We start from the raw sequence: 22,714 nt of genomic DNA, 5'->3' as shown, positions 1-22,714 counted from the left end.
GTGAACGATGTGCCAGCGTTGTCACATCATTAAGGAATAGTATGGGAAACTTTCTTTTAGCAATGCTGCGTGGCTTTATTGGGCGTTGCCCGTTGTGCGGCAAGGGTAAACTGTTTCGCAGTTATTACGATATTCACCCAAATTGTAGCGTTTGCGGCGTTGGCTACGAAGCCACGGGCAATCAAAGCACTGGGGCAATGGGCATTAACATTGTGCTCACCATCTTTTTGGGCTTTATTGGCGGCATTTTCTTGGTAATTTATGCCAGCGACCAGCTGATGATGGGCTTATTGGCCTTGCTGGTTGTCATGTCGATTTTTCATATCATCTTTTATCGCTTTGCCCGTGGCCTATGGCTGGGCCTCATGGTTGCAACTGGCGACCTTGAAACTGGCAAAGACGAACGCGGCTAAAATAAAGGAGGAATGGTGCGGGATGAACATTCATTATCCCGCACCATTGCTATTGTTCACAGCCGACGCGATAGGCATCAAGCTCACGATGCTTGAGCATGGCATTAATGCCCAATTGGCGGGCTTGAGGGCAAAATTGGCTGGTTTGCGCCCCAGTATCAGTGTATTCAATGGCAAAAACTGGCTTGCCAGCAGCAATAAATGGGCTTAATTCGCCACACCAGCCTTGATCAAAACAATCCTCGGTTAAGGCCCAATCGTAATACGCCAACAACTCGTCAACTTGCTCGGAATCGTTTTTTAATCCAATCGATAAGCCACGGCTATGGGCTTCGTTGGCCAGCCAACGATTATAGGCCAATTGATCGTTGGCGTTCAGGCTAAAACCAGTTGGGTTTTGATAGCCATTGATGTTATCTGGCTCGATGCCATCAAAGCCTTTGCTTTTGCATTCATCCATCCGTGCGCGCATAATCGGCGCAAGCAGCTCAATTTGGCGAATATCAAGCCATTTTTCGCCAGGCCAGCCCTCGTAATCGTTGCCCAACACGCTGCTTGGAAAAGCATTCGCATCTGCTCGCCAATCTTCCCACGCGCCAACATTGATATAGCACACGACTCTGCGGCCTTGGCTCTGCAATTGGCTCACAGTTGCGCTGCTCGTATCAAACAAATCCACATCATAGACGGTTACGGCATGGGAAAGATCAAGCGGCATGCCACTAAATTGCAATTGCATGGTTGAATTAACCGCTGGTTGCCACCACGCATTGCGTTGGGCAATTGGCAAAAATGCTCGTTGGCTCAGTGGCCGCGCGAAAAGCACCGTTACCAAGATCAACCCCAAGCCAAGCCCAATTAACCAAGAGCGACGCATCGTTACCTCACTACTTCGACCCAATCGAGCACAATCCCAAGCTGACGTTGGTCGCTCGCAGGTTGCCATGGTTGGGCCAAAATTTCAATTTGCCGTTCATGCTGGCTAGCAGCGAGCGGCACGTGGAATACTCGCCACTCAGCCCCAAGCTCGTCGAACTGAACACACTGGGTAGCCGCAACACAAATGCCCAGTTTGGCCGCTGGGGCATCGATAGGCCGTGGATTAGACAAGCGTAAACGTAACATTGTTGCTTTACCAGCTGGCAAACGAAGCTTGGCCTTGGCCATCGACCAGCGCGCAGTGCTCTCGGCCAAGCTTTCAGCTGGATAAAAGCCATCAATTAAGCCAATATCCAAGCCAGCGCCCACGTCAAGCCAATGCTCAGCTGGCCGATCGGCTGCCTGCCACGCCGTCGCCAGCAAACTGCTGCTATCAACATACTGATTGGCCCATGCGTTGCTGGCAGCAGTTTGGTCGCCGCGTTCAAGCAGATATTTGCCTAGGCGATAATGGGCCAAAGGATAATCGTGATTGTGATTGGTTGCGGCAATATAGGCTTCGAGGGCTGCATCTGGTTGGCCAAATTGAGTTTTGATATCGGCAAAGGCCAACCAACTATCTGCTGAGGGCAATGTGTTGAGTGCCTTTAAACTTGCAGCCTCTGCTTGGGGCAAATCGCCAGCAGCAAGCGCTTGATCTGCACGCCAATGCCACCAACCACGCTGAACTTGTTGTTGCAGCAATTGCCACGGCGAATGATCGATAATCACCCAACCAATAATCAACCCAAGCGCAGTTGCTGCCAAGCGTTGCCAAATTGGCGTAGTGATGCGTACTTTTGCTAAACAAAATGCTGCATAAATCAGCATAATTGGCCAGAAAAACTGGCGATAACGGGCCTCGCCATGGGTAAACATTGTGCTGCCAACGATATAGCCAACCCACAGCAATCCCAACCACCAACGATCATCACGCGGCGCACGCCCAAAGCCCCACAGCGCCAAAATTACGCAAGCGATATACCAAAAATCATCGAAAATCAAAGCCACAAGCAGGTAGGGCAAAGCAACGTCGCTATAATAATTGGCTTGCAAAAAGCGATCTTCAATCGGCTTGATGCGCCACAAATAGACGGTATTTGTCCATGGTTTGCGGGCCAAAATACTTGGATCAGCCGCCAACAACTCGCGGCCACGGGCCGAAGCATAATCGGCGCGCTCAGCAGGATTGGGAATCGCCGCAAGGATGGTGTTGATTTCGCTTAGCTCAAGCGGCGGCTCGCTGAAGGCCCAAAGATTATAGGCAAAGCCTGTTTCGACCGTAATGAGGCGCCCATAGGCTAGCCAATTGCGCAGCGACCATGGCGCAATCACCGCGCAGGTGACCAAGCCCAAGGCCAAGCCATGCTGCACACTGCGCCAACTCCGCCAATTCCACCACATCCAGCCAAGCAGCACTGGCAAAAAGGCCATTGGCAATGAGCGGGTCAAAATTGTTAGGCCAATTGTCAAGCCTGCGAACAACGCAAAACGCAATTGCTTGCTGCGTTGCCAACGCAAAATCAGCAACAAACTGCTAGCCCATAGCACATTCCACAGCGTTTCGCTCATCCATAAATTGGCGAAGGTAGCGAAGGTCAGCAAACCGCTTGCCAAGCCAGCTGTCCAAAGACCAACTTTTTCTGCTTTGGCCTGATCGCCAGCCCATTCGCGCCCAAGCAACCACAACAACCACACGTGGAAGAGGCTCAGCCCGATATTAAACAAGAGCGCAATTTGGGGATCGTTATTGCTCAGCCAGAGGGTTGCAGCCAAATACAATGGGTACAGCGGCGCACGCAACCATGGATACGAAGCGTAAAAACGCCAGCCATTGCCAGCCAACAAATCGCGGGCGACCGCGAGGTATTCAACTTCATCATTGGCTGGTTGGTGGCTTGGCAAGAGCCATAATCCCAAACGTACCGCCGCCGCCCCAACCAGCAAAACAATTAATATGAGTCGATAGCGACTGCTTGTCGGCCACCAACGAAAACGCTCATCCATGCAATCAGCCAACCTATTCAAGATCGTGCAGCATTATTGATCAAGTTGTTGGAGTACGTCTAGCGCAGCTTGGACGGTTTGTTTGTGTTGCTCTGCATGGTCGATTGTGGCTGGCAAGTCGCCTACTTGCTCGCCATACCAGCCAAATTGAGCATGGTTACCGCCCTGAATTTCGACCCACTTGGTCGTGGCAGGCATCAACGGGCGGGCTGCTTCAATGTCTTCCAAGGTTGCCAAGCCATCGTTGCTGGCATAAATCATGGCGCTGGCAAGCTGCCGATCGGCCAAACTATTGCTAGCAGTGGGGTACGCAGCCAAAAGAATCAGGCCATCGATGGCCTCGGCATGTTCATAACTATATTTGGCTGCCATCGCCCCACCCAACGAATGCCCACCAATCGCCCAATGTTCAATTTGGGGATAGGCTGCAAGCACCGCATCGGCGCGATTCGCGCCAAAAATCGCCATATTTAGCGGCATTGGCACAATCACCACCAGATAGCCAGCTTGGGCCAATTCGTGGGCCATGGGCGCATAGGCGGCGGCGGCAACCCGCGCCCCAGGATAAAAAACAAAGCCAGTGGTTGGCGCAGTTGTTGGCTCAAAAATCAGCCAATCGCCCTGCGTGACCGTAACCGTTTGATCAGACACCAACGCCGCAGTTGCGGTAGACATGGGTTCTGCGGCCATACTTGCCCAAAATACAAACCCAAGCCCGAACAGCACAATGATGGTCAGCAAACCAAGGGCAATCCGTTTAATAATTCTCATAGCGCGAACTCCTGAATGCGATTCAGTTTCATTCTACGCACAATGTATACGCTAGGATGAGAACATAGAGCAAAGAACATAGAGCGTAGATGTACTGGTTTATTGGATTAACAACAGCAGCATTCCAAGGGTCGGTTTTTACTGTCCCCCACCTATCCGCAGGTTCATCAATGGATGCAGTTTGGTCGCGGATTGTCCTTGAGGGGGTGCAGGGGGATTAAAGCCCCCTGCGTTTCCCGCCTTGAGGCGGGACGGAAGGGTGGTGAATCGATAGAAAACCTTCCCTGCGATGGTTAACGGGATGAACCAGTACCCATAGAGCATCGAACAGAGTTGGTGTGGTGTTAGCTTGATTCCGCATGCAATCAGCGGTTGTATGGTATAATAGCCGTTACCGCATCGCCAGATGGGGTCATAACCATTTGCGCCTACTGTAATGACTCTTTATTAGAACCATGCCCTAGCAATTTGGGGCTTGGTGGAGAACACAGACCGATATGCCAATTGATGTTAAATCAATTCGACTCGGTGAAACTGGCTTGGAACGTCTGATCCAATGGTTGCGGACATCCAACCAGCCTCAAACGTTAGAAGCGATCACCGCGAAATATGTCGAAATTTTGCGCTCGCTGGTGGTTGAGGAGGAAGGGCGATGAGTAGTCCAACCAATGCACCGGCTCAACCAACATGGAATGGTAGCAGCGAGCAGCAAACGCTGGCTGAGCGTGCCTTCAATGTGATGATGCTGCAAAGTGCCTTTTTTCCCGAAAATGTTCCGGTTCGCCAAACCGTAGCCAATCTTGCAGCGTTTATCGCCAGCCAAGATGGGGTTGATGCCAGTGCCTTAGAAGCCAGCATCAGCGCCGCCCTTGAAGCCAATAGCCAAATTTTTCGGCGCATTGACGAGGGCGAGCAAGTGGTCTATGCCACAACCCGCCTCGGCTACTACACCGAGCCTCAAATCGATACACGCCATAGCTTTGCCAAACGGCTGCACGAGCCAGAAAATCCCTTGCCAATCGATGATTTGAGCGTGGTGATTACCCGTACTCGCCCTGCTTTAACCACGATTGAGCCAGTCTTTATCTCGGATTATTGGCAGCAACGCTCGCCAACAACTGGCGAAGAAGGCGAAATTATCAATCCCATCACGCCAGCCTTGGCTAGCCCCACTGATGACGCTGATGAGGATGAAACCTTCGAAGAAGTTGTTGCACCAGTCGAAGCTGCGCCAGCCACGGTTGCGCCAACAATCGTTGTTGAAAAGCCAGCTCCAGCTCCGGTTGCCAACTCAACCTCGTTGGTTCTGCCAAACGGCGAAGCACTTGATTTTGCCCAATCGGTCGAAGCAATTTTGGCCGAGCATGGCAACAGCATTCAAGCAGCTTTATCGCAAGCAATCGATAATGACCCATTGCGCCGGATTGTGGCCTTTGGTGATGAATATTTTGCTGAAGAAAATATCCCAACTCTCAGCAAAGGCGATTTGCGCCGCATCCGCGAGTATATCGTGGAACAAGGCGAGCCAATGCCCGATACGTCAATTTTGAGCGATGTGTACTATCGAAATCCCCGCGATAACGATTATGTCACCTTCCGCTTTGCCTTGAATTATCGCTTGAATCGCGAAAAAGATTTCGAGTTTGTTGGGGTGCAAGGCGCACGCTTGTGGAGCGCCAAAGGCTTGCCAGCAGTTGGCACCAAACGCTTGAAAACCAGCGAGCTTGGTCAGTTTTATAGCTTCCTCGAAGAAACTCCGCAATTCGATGATAGCTTGAGCCAAACCAGCGCCGCTGATATTAAGCAAAATCGCCAACTCAGCCGCTTCTTGAGCTTCTTCGAATGGGAATACGGCGTATTGCCCTACGATGCAGCCTTGAAGGCCTTGTTGCCACAACCATTGTTGCCAGAACAACGCACGGCCATTTTGCGGATCGAATCGCCACAGCACTATAGTTTCTACTTGGCTGAATTGCGCTACCCAACCGCCAACCGCGGTGGCTGGTTGCATGGCCTCGAAGATTTCTTCAAGGAACATTTGGTGCCTGGCGCGTTGATTACGCTTTCGGCAACCGATGACCCAAGTGTTTGGACGCTGCAATATGAAGAAACCAGCGGCGCTGAAGTGAAGTTGTTGCAACAAGACGATAAAAAAGGCCGCTATGCCTTCGTTAAGCACAATTTCTACTGCGATGCTGATAACGATTTGATTGCCAGCCAAGAACGCTTGCCACGGCTCAAGAACATGAAGGTCTTGACGTCGGGCGAACGCCGCCGCTTAGCCACAACCGCTGGCTATGTGTTGGAGCAAGTTGGCCAACCACGCCCAGGCGATCGCGCTGGCTTCGAGCTAAGCATCGATGATCTGTTCTTGGGGGTCAATGTCCAACGGCCAGCAACCCGCAGCTATTTGCTGGGCGAATTGGCCGAAGAGCAAGATTTCCTCGTCGAGGAAGCGGCAGTCATTTACTTCCCACCACCAGAAGACGAAACCAGCAACGATAGTAACAACTTCGACGCTGACGACGAATAAACACAAAAACGGCTGAGGCAACCACCTCAGCCGTTTTACTTTTAGCCGATTATTTAATTGCCGCTGGGATGAAAATCTTGGTTGGCGAAGCAAGCACAATCAGCGCTGGCCGATAGACGTGAGCAGTGCCTGTGCCTGCATAAAGTCGGCCAGTAAAGGCAAAACTATGCACACCTTGGGAGAGCAAGGCTAAGCCTTGGCTATTGATCACTCGATCAGTGCCATCGCCGCTATCAGGATAGACATTAATCCAGCGATCGGTGGTTGCTAGGCCAGTCCCATCAATACTGAAGCGGAACAAGCCTTCCCAAGCAGCACCGCTAGCGCTGTTTAATCCTGCTGAGGCGTTACCATCCATAAATACAACGCCATTGCCAGTGAGCATCGAACACGAAGCCAAGGTCGAAAATGTATTAATCGCGTTGCTCCAGCTGCCAGCGCCGCCTTGACCACAGCGCACTGCATTAACTGCTCCTGCTGGAAAGTAAATAATACTCAACGAAGGATCAAACAAATTGACCGTGCCTGTGCCAGCGCTGCGCCCTGCCAAGAACTTAAACGAATGCGTGCCACTGGTCACTGGCATCAGCTGGCTGGTAGCCACCGATTCATCAGTCCCATCGCCTGTATCGCTCTCAATATTTGTCCAGCGATAGCTTCCGGCGACGTTGGTTGTATCAATTGCCAGGCGGGTTTCAACTTCGTAGGCTTGATTGACAAATGAAGCAGAGGCATTGGCGTTCATGTAAACATGGCCAGCTTGGGGTAAATTCAAGCTACAACTGTTAATTTCGGTTAAGGTCTCGCTGCTGGTTGTCCAATTGCCATTGAGGTTGGCGTTACAGGCTTTGATTGGACTTGAATTTGGAAAATAGAGCACACTCAAAATTGGATTGTAAAGATTGACCGTACCGCTTGCTGAGAAGCGCGCACCAAGAAAATAGAAATTATGGGTTCCCGCCGTAACCCCAACAATCTTTGAGACCGCTAGGTTTTTATCGGTGCCATCGCTACTGTCGGTATAAATATTGAGCCAACGCTCAGTGCCAGGATCGCCGCTGGTGCTATCGACACCCAGCCGAAAGTATGCTTCATAACTGCTACTTTCACTAGCAATGCCAAGCGAGGCCGAAGCAGCCAGATAGACAAAGCCAGGCTCCGAGAAGGTCAAACTACAACTGACAATCGGAATCAACGCAGCTGAGGTCGTTGTCCAATTTGTAATTCCACTACCGCATTGGGCAGCGCTGCCGCTGGCTAAAGCGCCATAAATATCTGGCTCGTTAGAACTCTTGGGGTTTGTTTGGTTGGTCGTCGTTACACCGAATGGATCATGGGCTGGCGGATTGAATTGATTCTTAGCGGGAATCGCTTGTGGTTCTTGGGCGTGGATAATAACGGGGAAAAGGACTAGAGCCAAAAGGCCGACCACCGAACACCAACGTCGTCCATGCTGCATACATTCCTCCTACTGAACAAAGCGAAGTTCAAAAAATACAGAGGATCAGGCTAAACCTTTATGTGATTAAAGCCCAAGCGACCTTCATCCATCGTCACTTGGGCTTTAATTATTAATCGTCTTCTTCGACGCTCCAAGCATGCACGCCTTGCTTGGTAAACGAGAACGGGCGCACGGTCACGCCTGCTTCAATCAAGGCCGCCTCAAGTTGCAGCCGTTTGCTGAATGGCACGCAGAAGCACATAAAACCACCGCCACCAGCACCAGATAATTTGCCACCCCACGCACCTTGGCGCAGCGCAAGATCGTAAATTTCGTTGACAATCGGCGGCGCAATATGTGGCGAAAAGGCTTTTTTAATTTCCCAAGCGTGGTGCAGGAGTTTCCCAAATTCTTTGATTTGGCCACGGCGCAAAAGCTTCGCACCTTCGTCGACCATGGCTTTAGTTTCATCGTGTAGGCGCAAAGTTTCGCCTTCGGTCACACGCCGCACTTGGTCTTGCACCAAGTTGTGCGTCAGTAGCTTGCGATCGCGCACATAGCCAATAATCAAGCACGATTCTAATTCCAATAAGGCATCTTCGTTGGTTGCTACGCGCTCGATAATGACCTGCGGCCCGCCAAAGTGCTGCACAGCCATGCCACCAAACACAGCGGTATATTGGTCTTGGCGTCCGCCTGGAATCCCCAAATCAACCCGTTCGATCCGATAGGCCAATTCGGCCATTTCATAGGCATCGAGCTTGAGGTTGTAGGCGGTGTCGAGCAGTTTGAGCATGCTCACCACCAAGGCCGATGATGAACCCAAACCTGAACCTGGTGGCACATCGCTGAACATCGTAATTTCAACGCCGCTGATCTCGGGGTGGGCATCGATCACCGCTTGGGGCAACGAGAGCTTGCCAGACCATTCACGTCCAGTCATCGCCCGACTAACCGCACTCAAATCGAGCGAGCGAATCGTAATGCCAGGCTGATCGGTGGGCTTGAGCATACAGCGCACATATTTATCAATCGTACAATTGAGCACCTTGCCGCCATGTTCTTCTGCATAGGGGCTAACATCAGTGCCCCCACCAAAAAAACCAATCCGCATTGGTGCTTTGGCTTTAAATAATTTCACACGCTACTCCTTGAGCCATGCCAAACGCACGCGGCATAGCGATGAGGGTTGGTTGGCACAACAAAACGCCATCGCAGGCAATGGCGCTTTATGGTAGCAGATTTTAGCAATCTGCATGTTTTTGGCTAGCAGCTTCAAGTTGGCAGTTTAGCGCAAGCCTTTGGCCTCTTTAGCGGCGTGGGAATAGAGATATTGCAGCCATGTACGGGCATTGAGCGGGCCAAAATCGTTGTGTTCAACCACGTCGCTGCTTGGTTGTTCAAGCGCAAAGCGTTTGGCCAAGGCAATCGTTTCTTGGCGGGTGGCCTTGAAATCGGCGATTAATTGCGGCCATGAGCGATCTTCTGCTGGCGCATAGGCCTCGTATTCATCGCGATTAAATGGCTCGCCAAAACAAACTTTGAGCCGCTGCACGCCCCAACGTTCGATGCCGATAATATGCCGCAGTTGCTGGCGATTTTCGGGCAGGTCGCTGGCGTTATTCGTGCGCTGTTCAATCGCCGCACCACTTTCGGTCAAAAGCTTCTCATAATCGCCATAGGTACGGTTTTTGGCTGGCCGAATGAAAAAGAATTGGGCAATGAGCTTGAGAATTAGATTTCGCATACAACCTCGCAAATCAGCTTAGGCGCTAATAGTAGCTTAAATTAGGGATGAAGGATGAGGGCAAAAGCAAAAGGCAGAAGGTAAAAGTCAAAAAAGAGTATAGAACACAGGAAGGGATGAGGGCAAAAAAGAACATAAAGCAAAGAAGAGCGAACATAGGTGTTGGGGATCGGTAATTGAGGGCTGGAGATCGGTTTCTTAACGCAGAGGCACAGAGAAGCGATGGCTATTATGAGCTAGCAGAATAATAATCTCAATAATCTGGGCAATCTGTGGCTAAAAACCCATGGCTATGGGCTAATGGCTCTAGGCTATCGGAACATTATTCAGGTCATTCGGGCAATTCGTGGCTAAAAATTCTTGGCTATCGGAAACATAATCCTCATCATCTGTGCCAATCTGTGGCAAAAAAACTCAGCCTTCGTGATCTTCGTGCCCTTCGCGGTTCCCGTTCTTCGTGTCCCTCGTGGATTAAAAAAGCAATTGGCGTGCGCTTCGTCGCTCACTATAATCGCATTCTCAGCCAATTATCATTGCTTGGGCTTGGGGCTACGATTTAGGCTAGTAGCATGCTCAATCCCTCAACAAAATTCCCTTCGTTGATTGAGCACTGTTGAGAGGGTTTACCATGCGCTATCGGTTGCTCATTGGATTGCTACTGGTTGGATTGTTGGCAGTGAGTTGTAGCCGCAATCAAACCAGTTTAGACCAAAATACCACACCAACCAGCCTCAATATACCATCGCCATTCGTCACTTACGAACCAATTGCAAACACGCCAACCGAAGAATATCGGCTTTTTGCCCAAAAAGAATGCAAGAACTATATCGAAGAGCCAGGCCCGCCAGGATTTATCATTAATTGCTGGCATGGGCTGGTTAATGGCACCGATGTTTTCGTCGAAGGCAATGGAGTCATCCATAAACCTGCGAATTATGCAATTATATCGGGCTATCTCACTGTTTATAAAAATGGTGAGTTTATCAATGAATTCCATTTTCCGGTTGATTTAGGTGGCTTGACGATTGTGCGGGAAATGCTGCCATCGCTGGTGATTTCGGTGGGCGTTCATTTTGAAGCACTCTTCAATCTAGAAACCTATCAATGGACTGATCTCAATGGCACGCCAATTATGCTCAATCCAACCACCACTGTTTGGCCAACGCTGATCATTCCGACAATTGCCCCAAGCATCGAGATTGTAGGGGTGAGTTTGCTTGATGGCGATACCAACCTGCCGATTCCTGGCTTTGATCCCATGCCTGATCCGGCAATTATTATCCTTGATTCGTTACCAACCAAGCATTTTAATCTTCAGGTGCATACAAATCCTCCGACGATTGGCCATGTCACCTTTCTGCTTGATGACGAGTCCCCCTATCCAATTGATCATACGCCACCCTATACCTTTGTCGAGACCAATCAAAGATGGATACCAAAACTAGGCTTCCACAAATTGGCGATTGTTGGCGCTCCAGCCAGCAATACAACCGAATGGAAACTTAATAGTACAGTTATCGAATTCACCGTAAGCAAGCAGCCAATTACACCAACCATTGAAACCAAAACCAGACCGATCAAAAAATAAGCACCTGCAAGCAATAGTCAAAATATGTTTCAGGAGTCAGATTTCAGGAAAGCGAAGCAAGAGCACTTTAACGCAGCGGCGCAATGAAGGCATGGCTGATGGCTATGGGCTATCGAGGATGAGTTGGAACATCCAATAGCCTATAGCCTATAATCCTATCTTCGTGACTCTTCGTGCTCTTCGTGGTTCCCATGCTTCGTGCCCTTTGTGCTCTTCGTGGATCAATAGAAGGGACGCTGAGAACCGAAATTCTCTAGCGTCCCCTCTGTTCTATGCTCTATGTTGTATTGTTCTTACTCGCCAATCGTACCGTTGCCTTTGCTCCATTGCATGGTGTAAAGGTTGTAGTAGCGGCCTTTGCGGGCTAGCAACTCTGCATGGGTGCCCATTTCGCTAATCTGGCCACGATCAAGCACCACAATTTTATCGGCGCTGGTGATTGTGCTCAAACGGTGGGCAATTACAAAGCTGGTTCGGCCCCGCATCAGCGTATCCAAAGCGGCCTGAATTTGGCGCTCGGTCGTGGTATCAACGCTGCTGGTCGCTTCATCCAAAATCAGCAAGCGTGGGTCGGCCAACAACGCACGGGCAAATGAGAGAATTTGGCGTTGGCCAACGCTCAAGTTCACCCCATTTTCGCCAACATCGGTGTTGTAGCCTTCGGGCATGCGCTCGATAAATTCGTGGGCGCCAACCGCTTTGGCGGCGGCAATCACAGCCTCATCACTGGCATCCAAACGGCCATAACGAATATTATCGCTAATGCTGCCACCAAAGAGGAAGGTATCTTGCAGCACAATGCCCAGTTGTTGGCGCAAACTGGCTTGGGTTACTTCGCGAATATCATGGCCATCGACCAGCACAGCGCCATCGGTTACATCGAAGAAACGCCCAAGTAAACGAATAATCGTGCTTTTGCCAGCCCCAGTTTCGCCAACCAAAGCAATCGTCTCGCCAGGCTGGGCTTCGAGGGTCACATCACGCAACACTGGCTCGCCATCAGCATAGCCAAACGATACATGGTCAAACATCACATGACCACGTACTGCTGGCAAGATTTTGGCATTCGGCGCGTCAAGCATATCTGGCTCGGTATCAAGCAAGGCAAACATGCGCTCCGATGAAGCCATGGTCGATTGAAAGGTGTTGTAGCGTTGCGCCAACTCCAAAATTGGGTCGAAGAAACGGCTGACATACAAGACAAACGCCACCAATACCCCAGGCGTTAGCTCATCGCCGACCACCAACCAACCACCAACGCCCACCACCAAGGCCGTTGCCAACGAACCCATGAAATCGACAGCGGGAAAGAAGGTCGCGGCCAAACGCGCGGCGCTGGTGTTAGCATTGAAATACGAGCGATTGAGATCGTCGAAGTGCTCGCCGTTGGCCTCTTCGCGCACAAAACTCTTGGTCACCCGAATCCCTGAGATCGATTCGTTCAAATAGCCGTTGATCAAGGCGATTCGTTCGCGGGTTGAGCGATAGGCTTGACGCACCCGCACCCGCCAGTAGTTGGTCACGATGACCATAATTGGCAGCACGGCAAAGGTGACCAGCGCTAATTTCCAATTCAGCCAGAGCATGGCAATCGTGATGCCCACCAACGAGAAGGTTGCGCGAGTTAGCCCAGTAATCGACCATGTAACAAAATCTTGCAACACATCAACATCGGAGATCAGGCGGCTCATCAAGCGGCCAACGCTATAACGATTGTAAAAATTGAGCGATAAACGCTGCAAATGGCGAAACAGCGCTGAGCGTACATCAGCTACCACGCCCGTGCCAACCACTGCCAATAAGTGAATCCGCGAGCGGTTCGAGAGCCATTCGCCCAACGAAACCACCGCAAAAATAATCGTCCAGGTGTAGAGCGAATTGAGCGCTTTGGCCTTGATGCCTACGTCAATTGCTTGGCCGATGACCCACGGCGAAACCACCGACAGCACCGTGCCAATAATCATCAGCCCGATTGCTGCAACCATGGTGCGTTTGTAGGGCACGATAAAGGCCAATAAACGGCGCATCAAACGCGGATCGTAGGCCTTGCCCAAGCTATTTTCATCGTCCTTGGGCAATAAATCGGCGACCTTTTTTTCTATTTCATCATCGCGCTTGCGCGACGGCACTAAAGCTTTGGTTGTCATGGAAAACCCTCATAAAATCAAAAGGCAGAAGTCAAAAGTCAAAAAACACCACCAAAGTCCTATGCTCTATGTTCTATGCTCTTTGTTCTTCAACAAGGCTTTCCTCTTGATCTTTGAGTTGCAGATCGTAGATGGTGCGATAGAGGCCAGGTTGGGCCAATAATTGTTCGTGCGTGCCATGTTGCACCACTTTGCCAGCATCAAGCACCAAAATTTGGTCGGCATTTTTGAGCGTCAACAAGCGTTGGGCAATCACAAAGGTCGTGCGCCCTTGCATCAATTGGTCGAGCGCTTGCTGAATCAAGTGCTCGGTTTCGGTATCTACGCTTGATGTCGAATCGTCCAAAATCAAAATCCGTGGGTTGAGCAACAAGGCGCGGGCAATTGCGATGCGCTGGCGCTGACCACCAGAAAGCGTCACGCCACGCTCGCCAACTTTAGTTTGGTAGCCTTCGCCGAAATTGAGAATAAAATCGTGAGCGCGCGCGGCTTTGGCCGCTACAATCACCTCTTCGTCGCTAGCATCGGGCCGCCCGTAGCGAATGTTGTCGGCGATGCTTGAGCTGAATAAGAATGAATCTTGCAGCACAATTCCAATTTGTTCACGCAAACTCTTAATTGCCAAATCGCGCACATCGTGGCCATCGACCAACACCCGACCTTCAATTGGGTCGTAGAAGCGTGGAATCAGGTTGGTGATCGTGCTTTTGCCAGAGCCAGTTGGCCCCATCAAGGCGATCACTTGGCCTGGCTTGGCCTCGAACGAAACATCGTGCAAGGTTGGGCGGCCACCTTCGCGATAGGCAAACGACACATGCTCAAATTTGACGTGGCCCTGCACATGCTCCAAGCCCTGAGCATTGGTTTTATCGGCCAATTCATCGTAGGTATCGATAATTTCAAACACGCGGGCCGAGCTAGCAACTGCCGTCGCTGCCAAGTTGACGGTAAAGCCTAAGCGTTGCACTGGGTTGTTCAACAACAGCACATAGCTAATCATGGCGAATAACGAGCCAACCGTAATCGTGCCATCAATCGCTTGCGGGCCGCCAATCCAGAGCAAAATAATCACGCTGATCGCGACCAAAAAGTTGAAAAAGGGCCAGCTATTGCCCCAAATGCGAATCACGGCAAAACGGCGGTTATACCACTCGCCATTATCGCGATCAAATTTTTCTAGTTCATATGGCTCGCGGGCAAAGGCTTTGACCACGCGAATGCCAGTTAGGCTTTCTTGCATCATGGTCGAGAGCTTGCCCATTTGCTCTTGAATTTTGGTAAACAGCGGCTCGACGGTGTTGCCAAAGCGAATTGTGGCATACAACAGCACGGGCAAGGGCAAAAGTGCCAAGCCAGTTAAGGTTAAATCTTCCACCAGCATGGCCACGATAATGCCGAAAAGCAAGAGCATGGTCGAGCTAAGTTCGAGTAGCCCAACCCCGACAAAACGCTCGGTTTCAGTAATATCGCTGGTCGCGCGACTCATCAGGTCGCCTGTTTGCGAGCGATCGTGGAACGAAAATGGCAGCCGTTGAATCGCATCGTAAAAACGATTGCGCAAATCGTAGGCCACCCGAAAGCTCAGCCACTCGCTATAATAGCGTTGGGCAAAGCCGAAAATAACCCGCACAACTGCCACGCCCAAAATAATCAGCGCAGTGATTAGCAAAGCTCGACTAGAGCCGCTGGCAATCCCTTCGTCAATCGCTTGTTTGAGCAATTGGGGAATTGCAATGTTTAAGCCGACTGCCAAGAGGGTTGAGCCATAGGCATAGAACACTTGCCTAGGGTAGGGCTTTAAGTGCGCCAGTAACCGTCGATACTGATCTAGATGCTTCACGCATGCCTCCTTTGTGTTGGTTATCCCGAACCAGCAGACTATATAGTATATGCTAAAATGTGCATAACAATATCCGACTTTGGTCGCATGATTATGTTCCAAAGGGACAGGTCAGGGGTTAAACAGCAAGGACACATCAGCTTAATTGCGATGTGTCCTTGCTACGTGGTTACGGTTATTTAGCTGCGGGCGGCTTTGGCTTGGCGCATCGTTTCGTGAAACTGCTCAACATGATCGTTGGTATGTTTCAAGCCAAGGAAGTAGCGACCATGGGCGTTGAGCGGCCCCCACCCCTCGTAGATCACTTGGCTAATTTCAAGATGCGGCTGGTCGGGCCATGCATCGAGCATACTGAGGCACATACGGCGGCTTTCTTCGAGGCGTTGGCGGGCTTGCTCAACAGTTTGCAAATCCTGCCATGGCATTTCATAGCGCAAGCGTTCGTTGGGCAAAATGCCCGAAGCCATCGCCAAGGCGGTCAAAGCAGCCTCTTCGTTGCCAGCGGTAATATGGCAAATCAAATGGCCAAAAGTCCAAGCCATATCCCGTTCTTCCTCGGAAGCCCCAGGATCGTTGGCCTTGGGATCGGATGGGACGAAAACAATATCAGCGTCAACCGCATCGGTTAATAAACTCAGCAGATCGCCAATCATCTCATCGGTTGCATCCCAAAGATCTTGCTTGCTTAGGCTGGCCCCAAGCTCGCCCAAGGTTTGTGTACCGTCCTTCAATGGCCCAAAATCGATCATAACACACCACTCCTATCCAGAAGTTGAAACAGTATTAAGTGTACCCCAGCTTCTCGCGAATTGGCATGCTGTTATTCACGATTTTTGCATCCATGTGGCGATAATCAAGCCAAACCAATGCTCCTGACCCAGCATTTGCTCAAAATACTGGCTCGTTGTATGGTTGCGCTGCATAATTCGCCCAAGGAAGCTGCTGCTTCCTCTAGTTAATGGTACTGCTCAATGCTGAGTTCTCCGCTCGCAGGCCTGCTGGTGCTCGACCTCTCACGCGTGCTGGCAGGCCCATATTGCACCATGATTCTTGGTGATCTTGGGGCCGATGTGATCAAAGTCGAAGCCCCACAAGGTGATGATACTCGGCGCTGGGGGCCGCCATTTGTTGCTGGCGAAAGTGCCTATTATTTGGCGGTCAATCGCAATAAACGCTCGCTGGTTGCCGACCTTAAAACTGCCGCCGATGCTGAATTGATTCGCACTATTGCCAATCAAGCAGATATCTTGGTCGAGAATTTTCGCCCAGGCACACTCGAACGATTTGGCTTGAGTTTAGCCAGTTTGCGGGCGCAAAATCCCCGTTTGATCACGCTGACAATCAGCGGTATGGGCGCCAGCGGGCCAGAATCGGAGCTGCCAGGCTACGATTTTATTGTCCAAGCAACCGCAGGCTTGATGAGCATCACTGGGCCTGCCAACGGCGAGGCCAGCAAAGTTGGGGTGGCGGTTGTCGATTTAACGAGCGGAATGTTGGCAAGCAACGCAATTTTGGCGGCCTTGTATGCCCGCGAACGGACAGGGCTTGGCCAGCATATTGATATTTCGTTGTTGGAATCGCAGGTTGCTTGGCTAGCCAATGTTGGCAGCGCCTACTTAATAACTGGCGAGGAGCCAATGCGTTATGGCAATGCGCACCCGACGATTGTGCCCTACCAAAGCTTTGAGGCTAGCGATGGCGCGTTTGCGCTGGCAGTTGGTAACGATCGCCAATGGCAAAGTTTGTGCGCTGTTTTGGAACAACCAGCTTGGGCAGACGACCCACGTTTTAGCACCAACCCGCAACGCGTGCAGCATCGCAGCGAATTGGTAGCCTTGCTCAAGCAGCAATTTAGCCAAAAACCAAGCGCCGAGTGGGTTAAGCTCATTCAAGCAGCAGGCATTCCGGTTGGGGCTGTGCGTACTATTGGTCAGGTGTTGAACGATCCGCAGGTCTTGGCCCGTGAGATGGTAGTGAACATAGAGCACCCAACCATTGGCGATTTGAAGCTGTTGGGGATACCCTTTAAATTCTCAGCAACTCCTGCAAGTATTCGTTTGGCGCCACCATTATTGGGCCAACATAGCCGGGCAATTCGCCAACAGTTCGCAACAAACGCCAAATCAGAATCACAATAATGTGATTGCAATAAGGCGCGAATGTCGTTGAAAAACGCAAGCAAACCTGTGGTCGTTGATCAAGCGCGCGAGCCTGAAGTGCTGCCAACGCTCAAAGCAGATGCAGCCTAGTTCAAACCACTAAAGTCCTTTTCAGCTATCATGAAAAGGGCTTTTTCTAGATGAGGTCGTTATGCCAAGCATTCGGGTTGCCACGTTGGCTGATGCAGTTGCAATTCACGCAATTTATGCGCCAATTGTTGAACAAACGGTGATTTCCTTTGAAGTCGTTGCCCCGACAAGCACTGAAATTGCACAGCGAATTAACAAAACTCTTGAACAATATCCTTGGTTGGTTTGGGCTGATGCGCAAGGGCAGGTGCAGGGCTATGCCTACGCCAGCCAACATCGTAGCCGCCCAGCCTATCAATGGTCGGTCGATACGACTGTCTATGTGGCCAATAGTGCTCAGCGTCAAGGCGTTGGCAGGGCGCTCTATCAACAGCTTTTGCAGCAGCTTCAAGCGCTAGGCTATTATTCAGCCTACGCAGGCATCACCTTGCCGAATACCAAAAGTGTGGGCTTGCACGAGGCAATTGGTTTTACGCCGGTTGGAGTGTTTCGCCAAGCCGGTTTCAAACATGGCCAGTGGCATGATGTTGGTTGGTGGCAATATCAATTGCAGCCAGCGGATAATGATCGTGCTCCAGCAGCGCCACGCCGATTTGAGTTTTGATCCACCAAGCGCACAAAGAGCACGAAGCATAGAAACCACGAAGAGCGCGAAGAACACGAAGAGGGAATTGGCTATAGGCTACAGACTTTTGGTTATCGGAGATTGGTTGAATTTTCATTCAATGTTTTGATAGCCCCTAGCCTAGAGCCTTATCCCTTTTTTAGCCACAGATTGGCACAGATTTCCCTGATGATACTTTCGCTAGCCCAAAGCCAACAGCCATCTGTTCGCTGCGTCTCTGCGTTCTAATGATTGATCCACGACGGGCATGAAGGTTTGATTTTTGCCACGAATTGCCCGAATTCCACGAATGATAATTATTTAAGCCACAGATTTTTATGCTTATGTTCCCAATAGCCTTTCATCCTTCATCCCTCATCCTTCATCCTTCATCCTTTCCTCTGTTCTATGCTCTTTGCTCTCTGTTCTTTTTTTGATTTCTGTCCTTTGCCTTTTGCCTTTTGAATCCTGCTCTTCATCCTTCATCCTTTCTTCTATGTGGTAGCATACAGATAGTTTAGTGGGGGATTGCAACTGTGCGATTTGTGCGTGCTCGACTCACAACCTTCGACGACCCGCAGTATCGGGCGTTTGTTGAACAAATGACGATTGCTCGGGAGAATCAGCGGGCAACTCGGCCACCGCGGCAGCGCGATTTGTTTGGCGGCGAAGCCGAACAGTTGCTGCGCGAATGGCTCGCAGCGCAGGGTCAAGCGCTTTCCGAGCGCCGAATTCTCGAATACGACGAGCGCAGTGGCCGCCAAACTATTCGTAAATATCGCGAAATTGATGCCTTGGTGGAGGTTGGGCGCAGCGTACATGTGTTTGAGGTCAAAGCTAGTCGTTCAGCGCATACAATTCGTAAAGCAGCAACCCAACTCCACGACATTCGCGCAGCCCTGCAATTAATTATTCCCCGGGTCTACACAACCTTGCTATTGGTCGATACTGGCATTCCTGATGCTGAGGCCGTTCAAGCGTTGATGCGTAGCCCCGATGCACCGCATACCCCACCGCCAACCATTGCTGATATCATTGGCGATCAAAGTCGCTTCCACCTAATCGAACATCCTGAACAAGCCCAACAATGGCCAGATCAGATTAGCATTCGACGATTTAGCCTCGCTCAATTAGTTGCCATGGCTGGCGATCGCCCGTTGCATCTCGATTGGGCGCTTGATGACGATGAAGAAGTTCCTAGCCCGCCGCCGATCAAGCGCCAAACCGTGGCCGATGATCCAGATGATGATACCGATAATCCATTTGCTGCGCTGCTTGGCGCATTATGAGGTATAACTGTGTCCGCCCTCTACGATTCGACGGTCGAAGCCGACCGTATTGCAGCCACAACCAGCTATCCGCCAGCACCATGGGTCATGCAAGGAACATGGGTTTGGTGTGTGCATCCAGTCAAACGTAACGCTGTCGCCGACTTGCTGCCAGCGCCGCTTAAGCCACTTTGGCTACCAGCAGGCCGCAGTTTGGGGTTTTCGTTGGTTGGTCAATATGGCACAGGCTCAACCTTGCACTATGGCGAGGCTGCCTGTGGCTTGGTGCTCAAGCTTGGCCCACGTCCCGCAATTTGGATTCACGGCCTCGTCGTCGATTTAGATGAATCGGTGGCTGGCGGACGCAACATTTGGCACTTGCCCAAAGAATTAGCCCGCATTTCATGGACGAATCCTAGCCGCGACCGGATTAGCGCCGATCAACAAGGCCGCTTGTTGTTGAGTTTCGAAGGCATTCCCAAAAAAATCAATGGCTTTAATGTGGGCATGAATTTCGATGTGCTGGTTGTGCACGAGCAAGAACTGTATCGAATTCCAGCACGCTTTGCTGGCACAGTTGGCATCACCCGTAAAATTCGACCTTTCTTTCCGGCGAGTGGCGCGTGGGCCAAATTTGGCGTTTCGGGCTATTCGATCTCTGGCTTAGGCAATGGCCGTGGCGATTTTGGCGAACTGCTGAAGGTATAAATTTTCTAGGCTTGAGCCGACTAGCAGAGCAGGCTAGTCGGCTTTTAACATGTTCGGCAAAGATGCGGTATAATTAGCACAGAGGTGCGAAAATGCCAGATTTATCCCATACTAATATTGCCAATCATGCGCTGTTTGAAGAGCGCTTGCGCAACTTGCCGCTTGCCCCAGGCGTGTATATCTACCGCGATCAAGCCAATACGATCATTTACGTGGGCAAATCCAAAAGCCTGCGCGATCGGGTGCGCTCGTATTTTGGTGCGCCACGCGGCCTGACCAGCAAAACCCGCCGTTTGGTGCAAAATATCGCCGATTTTGAATTTATTACCACCGACACCGAGCTAGAAGCCTTGCTTTTAGAAATGAATCTAATCAAAAAGCATCGCCCACGCTACAATGTATTGCTCAAAGATGATAAAAGTTATCCATATATTAAAATTACCAAGGAAGAATGGCCACGGGTATTACGTGTGCGCAAAGTGCTCGAAGATGGGGGCATTTATTTTGGACCATTTGCCAAAGCCAGCAGCGTCTATGCAACAATTGAATTATTAAATAAATTATTTGCGTTTCGCTTATGTAACGATGATATGTTTAAAAAGCATGCTCGAATGAATCGAGCTTGTATGTATTATGATATTAAACGCTGTCTTGGGCCATGTGCCAATAATTGCACCACCGAAGAATATAGCACGGCGATTAATCAAGTGCGGTTATTTTTAAGCGGCAAGCCCGAGGCAATTTTGCGCGATCTCAAAGTAAAAATGAACCAAGCCGCCGAAGATTTGCAATTCGAACGCGCAGCCTATGTGCGCGACCAAATCAAAGCGGTTGAGCGGGTGATGGAGCGCCAAAAGGTGCTCAATACCGCCGCCAGCGACCAAGATGTGATTGCCTTTGCCCGCGATGAAGGCAAAGCAGTCGTCCAAGTTTTCTATATTCGCGGCGGCAAACTCATTGGTTCGGAGCCGTTTACCCTGCAAGGCACTGAGGAAGAACATCCAGAAGCCTTAATGAGTTCATTTTTAACCCAATTTTATGATGCAGCCGCCGATATTCCGCCCAATATTCTGCTGCCCGATTATCCCGAAGAAACCCAAATTATCGAGCAATGGCTGGAAAGCAAGGGCGGGCACAAGGTCAGTTTGCAAGTGCCACGGCGCGGCGATAAAAAAGATTTGGTCGATTTGGCCGCCCGTAATGCCAGCCAAACCCTCGATCAACTGCGTTTACAATGGCTCAACGCCGAACAACGAGCAACAGCTGGATTAAGCCAATTGCGCGATGTCTTGAATTTGGCCGAATTGCCGCAACGCATCGAATGCTACGACATTTCAAATACCCAAGGCACCAATTCGGTGGGCAGTATGGTGGTGTTCGAGCAGGGCGAGCCAGCCAAAAAGCACTATCGCCGCTTCAAAATCAAAACCGTCGAAGGCGCAAACGATGTGGCCTCGCTCAGCGAAGTGCTGCAACGGCGCTTTGCTCGTGCCGATGATACGGGCCAAAGCGCTGATCCAGAGCCAGCAGAGCAAGCAAGCGCCGAGCCAGCTAGCAACGATGAAACTTGGACAGTCCTGCCTGATCTGATTTTGATCGACGGTGGGATTGGCCAAGTGAATGCAGCCGCCAAAACCTTGGCCGCAGCGGGCTTCGAGCATATTCCGGTGGTTGGCTTGGTCAAGGGCGATACCAAAGGCCACTTGCCGTTTGGCTTGGTCAAGCCAGGTCAGCGCGTGCCAATCGCCTTTGCCCAAAACGATCCTGGCTTGCATCTTGTGCAGCGGATCGATGAAGAAGCTCATCGTTTTGCGATTAGCTATCACCGCAAGTTGCGCACAAAAGGCATGCTGCGCTCGACGATGGAAGATATTCCAGGCATCGGCCCCAAACGCAAAAAAGCCTTGATCAACGCCTTTGGCTCGCTCGATGGCATTCGCAATGCCAGCATCGAGGAGCTAGCCGCCGTGCCCGGCATGACCCGCAAAGCCGCCGAGGAGATCAAAGGACTTTTATAGAAGGATGAAGGATGAATTATGAGGGATGAAGGCAGAACGTAGAGCATAGAACGTAGAGCATTCAACGCAGAGCAGAACGAAGGATGAAGGATGAGGGATGAAAGCAAAAGTCAAAAGTCAGAAGCCAAAAAGGGCGAGTTAAAAACCATGGCGCTAGGCTATGGGCTAGGAGGACATAATCCCCATAATCTGTGCCAATCTGTGGCTAAAAAATACTCATTCGTGCAATTCGTGGAATTCGTGGCGAAAAAAGCTTCGTGGCTCAAAACCAGCCCCCAGCACGTTACAATTTTGCAACAAATACCCTAGCGCAGCTTTGACAACTACCAAGCCATGGTGTATCATCTTAGCGTTGTCGGGGCGTGGCTCAGCCCGGTAGAGCACAGCGTTCGGGACGCTGAGGTCGGAGGTTCGAATCCTCTCGCCCCGACCACCAATCACCGTTTTGACGGTGATTTTTTG

General features: G+C 50.8%; 17 protein-coding genes and 1 tRNA gene. 9 read left to right on the top strand and 9 right to left on the bottom strand.

The genetic code is table 11. The features are described 5' to 3' along the window. The first annotated feature begins 41 nt into the window (after positions 1-41). The gene (locus tag SE18_RS20000) at positions 42-413 is read left to right on the top strand and encodes a DUF983 domain-containing protein (RefSeq protein WP_054536244.1); all 372 of its coding nucleotides are present in this window, start codon (positions 42-44) and stop codon (positions 411-413) included. 49 nt (positions 414-462) lie between these two features. Here the strand turns inward: SE18_RS20000 and SE18_RS19995 are convergent, their stop codons facing one another. Genes SE18_RS19995 through SE18_RS19985 form a run of 3 tightly spaced genes read right to left on the bottom strand, consistent with a single transcriptional unit; the run spans position 463 to position 4,109 of the window. Next, positions 463-1,290, bottom strand: coding sequence for an endo alpha-1,4 polygalactosaminidase (locus SE18_RS19995; protein ID WP_054536243.1), 828 nt, complete (start codon positions 1,288-1,290; stop codon positions 463-465). 2 nt (positions 1,291-1,292) lie between these two features. Beyond that, a complete protein-coding gene (locus tag SE18_RS19990; RefSeq protein WP_054536242.1) occupies positions 1,293-3,338 on the bottom strand; it encodes a glycosyltransferase family 39 protein in 2,046 nt (681 codons plus the stop codon). Positions 3,339-3,371: 33 nt separating this feature from the next. After that, positions 3,372-4,109, bottom strand: coding sequence for an alpha/beta hydrolase (locus SE18_RS19985; RefSeq protein ID WP_054536241.1), 738 nt, complete (start codon positions 4,107-4,109; stop codon positions 3,372-3,374). Positions 4,110-4,761: 652 nt separating this feature from the next. On the opposite strand from SE18_RS19985, the gene SE18_RS19980 reads away from it, so the two are divergent. Continuing rightward, a complete protein-coding gene (locus SE18_RS19980; protein ID WP_054536240.1) occupies positions 4,762-6,642 on the top strand; it encodes a hypothetical protein in 1,881 nt (626 codons plus the stop codon). A 49-nt stretch (positions 6,643-6,691) separates the two neighbouring features. On the opposite strand, the gene SE18_RS19975 is transcribed toward SE18_RS19980, so the two are convergent. The 3 genes from SE18_RS19975 to SE18_RS19965 all read right to left on the bottom strand — a co-directional run bounded on the left by SE18_RS19975 (position 6,692) and on the right by SE18_RS19965 (position 9,830). Then, a complete protein-coding gene (locus SE18_RS19975; protein WP_054536239.1) occupies positions 6,692-8,101 on the bottom strand; it encodes a hypothetical protein in 1,410 nt (469 codons plus the stop codon). A gap of 112 nt (positions 8,102-8,213) precedes the next feature. Further along, complete coding sequence (locus SE18_RS19970) at positions 8,214-9,224, bottom strand: GHMP family kinase ATP-binding protein (protein ID WP_054536238.1); 1,011 nt, start codon at positions 9,222-9,224, stop codon at positions 8,214-8,216. Between the two features lie 147 nt (positions 9,225-9,371). Continuing rightward, positions 9,372-9,830, bottom strand: a complete 459-nt coding sequence (locus SE18_RS19965; RefSeq protein WP_054536237.1) for a DinB family protein — start codon at positions 9,828-9,830, stop codon at positions 9,372-9,374. Between the two features lie 628 nt (positions 9,831-10,458). On the opposite strand from SE18_RS19965, the gene SE18_RS19960 reads away from it, so the two are divergent. Beyond that, entirely contained in the window at positions 10,459-11,418 is a 960-nt protein-coding gene (locus SE18_RS19960; RefSeq protein WP_054536236.1) for a hypothetical protein, read from the top strand. A gap of 293 nt (positions 11,419-11,711) precedes the next feature. Here SE18_RS19960 and SE18_RS19955 read toward each other — a convergent pair whose 3' ends face one another. From SE18_RS19955 to SE18_RS19945, 3 genes are all read right to left on the bottom strand, one after another. Next, a complete protein-coding gene (locus SE18_RS19955; RefSeq protein WP_054536235.1) occupies positions 11,712-13,565 on the bottom strand; it encodes an ABC transporter ATP-binding protein in 1,854 nt (617 codons plus the stop codon). A 73-nt stretch (positions 13,566-13,638) separates the two neighbouring features. After that, positions 13,639-15,405 carry an ABC transporter ATP-binding protein gene (locus SE18_RS19950; RefSeq protein WP_054536234.1) on the bottom strand — a complete coding sequence of 589 codons (1,767 nt, stop codon included), beginning with the start codon at positions 15,403-15,405 and terminating at the stop codon, positions 13,639-13,641. Between the two features lie 179 nt (positions 15,406-15,584). After that, positions 15,585-16,154: a DinB family protein gene (locus SE18_RS19945; protein WP_054536233.1), complete on the bottom strand. Its 570-nt coding sequence runs from the start codon at positions 16,152-16,154 to the stop codon at positions 15,585-15,587. Between the two features lie 222 nt (positions 16,155-16,376). Between SE18_RS19945 and SE18_RS19940 the strand changes: the two genes are divergently transcribed. From SE18_RS19940 to SE18_RS19910, 6 genes are all read left to right on the top strand, one after another. Further along, positions 16,377-17,543 carry a CaiB/BaiF CoA transferase family protein gene (locus SE18_RS19940; protein ID WP_054536232.1) on the top strand — a complete coding sequence of 389 codons (1,167 nt, stop codon included), beginning with the start codon at positions 16,377-16,379 and terminating at the stop codon, positions 17,541-17,543. Positions 17,544-17,715: 172 nt separating this feature from the next. Beyond that, positions 17,716-18,258 carry an arsinothricin resistance N-acetyltransferase ArsN1 family B gene (locus SE18_RS19935; protein WP_054536231.1) on the top strand — a complete coding sequence of 181 codons (543 nt, stop codon included), beginning with the start codon at positions 17,716-17,718 and terminating at the stop codon, positions 18,256-18,258. Positions 18,259-18,794: 536 nt separating this feature from the next. After that, a complete protein-coding gene (locus tag SE18_RS19930) occupies positions 18,795-19,547 on the top strand; it encodes a hypothetical protein (RefSeq protein ID WP_054536230.1) in 753 nt (250 codons plus the stop codon). Positions 19,548-19,556: 9 nt separating this feature from the next. Continuing rightward, positions 19,557-20,234 carry an acetoacetate decarboxylase family protein gene (locus tag SE18_RS19925; protein WP_054536229.1) on the top strand — a complete coding sequence of 226 codons (678 nt, stop codon included), beginning with the start codon at positions 19,557-19,559 and terminating at the stop codon, positions 20,232-20,234. A gap of 92 nt (positions 20,235-20,326) precedes the next feature. Next, positions 20,327-22,252, top strand: a complete 1,926-nt coding sequence (gene uvrC, locus SE18_RS19920) for an excinuclease ABC subunit UvrC (protein WP_054536228.1) — start codon at positions 20,327-20,329, stop codon at positions 22,250-22,252. A 356-nt stretch (positions 22,253-22,608) separates the two neighbouring features. Then, positions 22,609-22,685: transfer RNA gene (locus tag SE18_RS19910), tRNA-Pro, on the top strand. The last annotated feature ends 29 nt before the right edge of the window (positions 22,686-22,714 follow it).

Source organism: Herpetosiphon geysericola (assembly GCF_001306135.1).
Taxonomy (GTDB): domain Bacteria; phylum Chloroflexota; class Chloroflexia; order Chloroflexales; family Herpetosiphonaceae; genus Herpetosiphon; species Herpetosiphon geysericola.
Note: the sequence above shows the minus strand (reverse complement) of the source record. Positions and strands in the feature narration are given on the sequence as shown.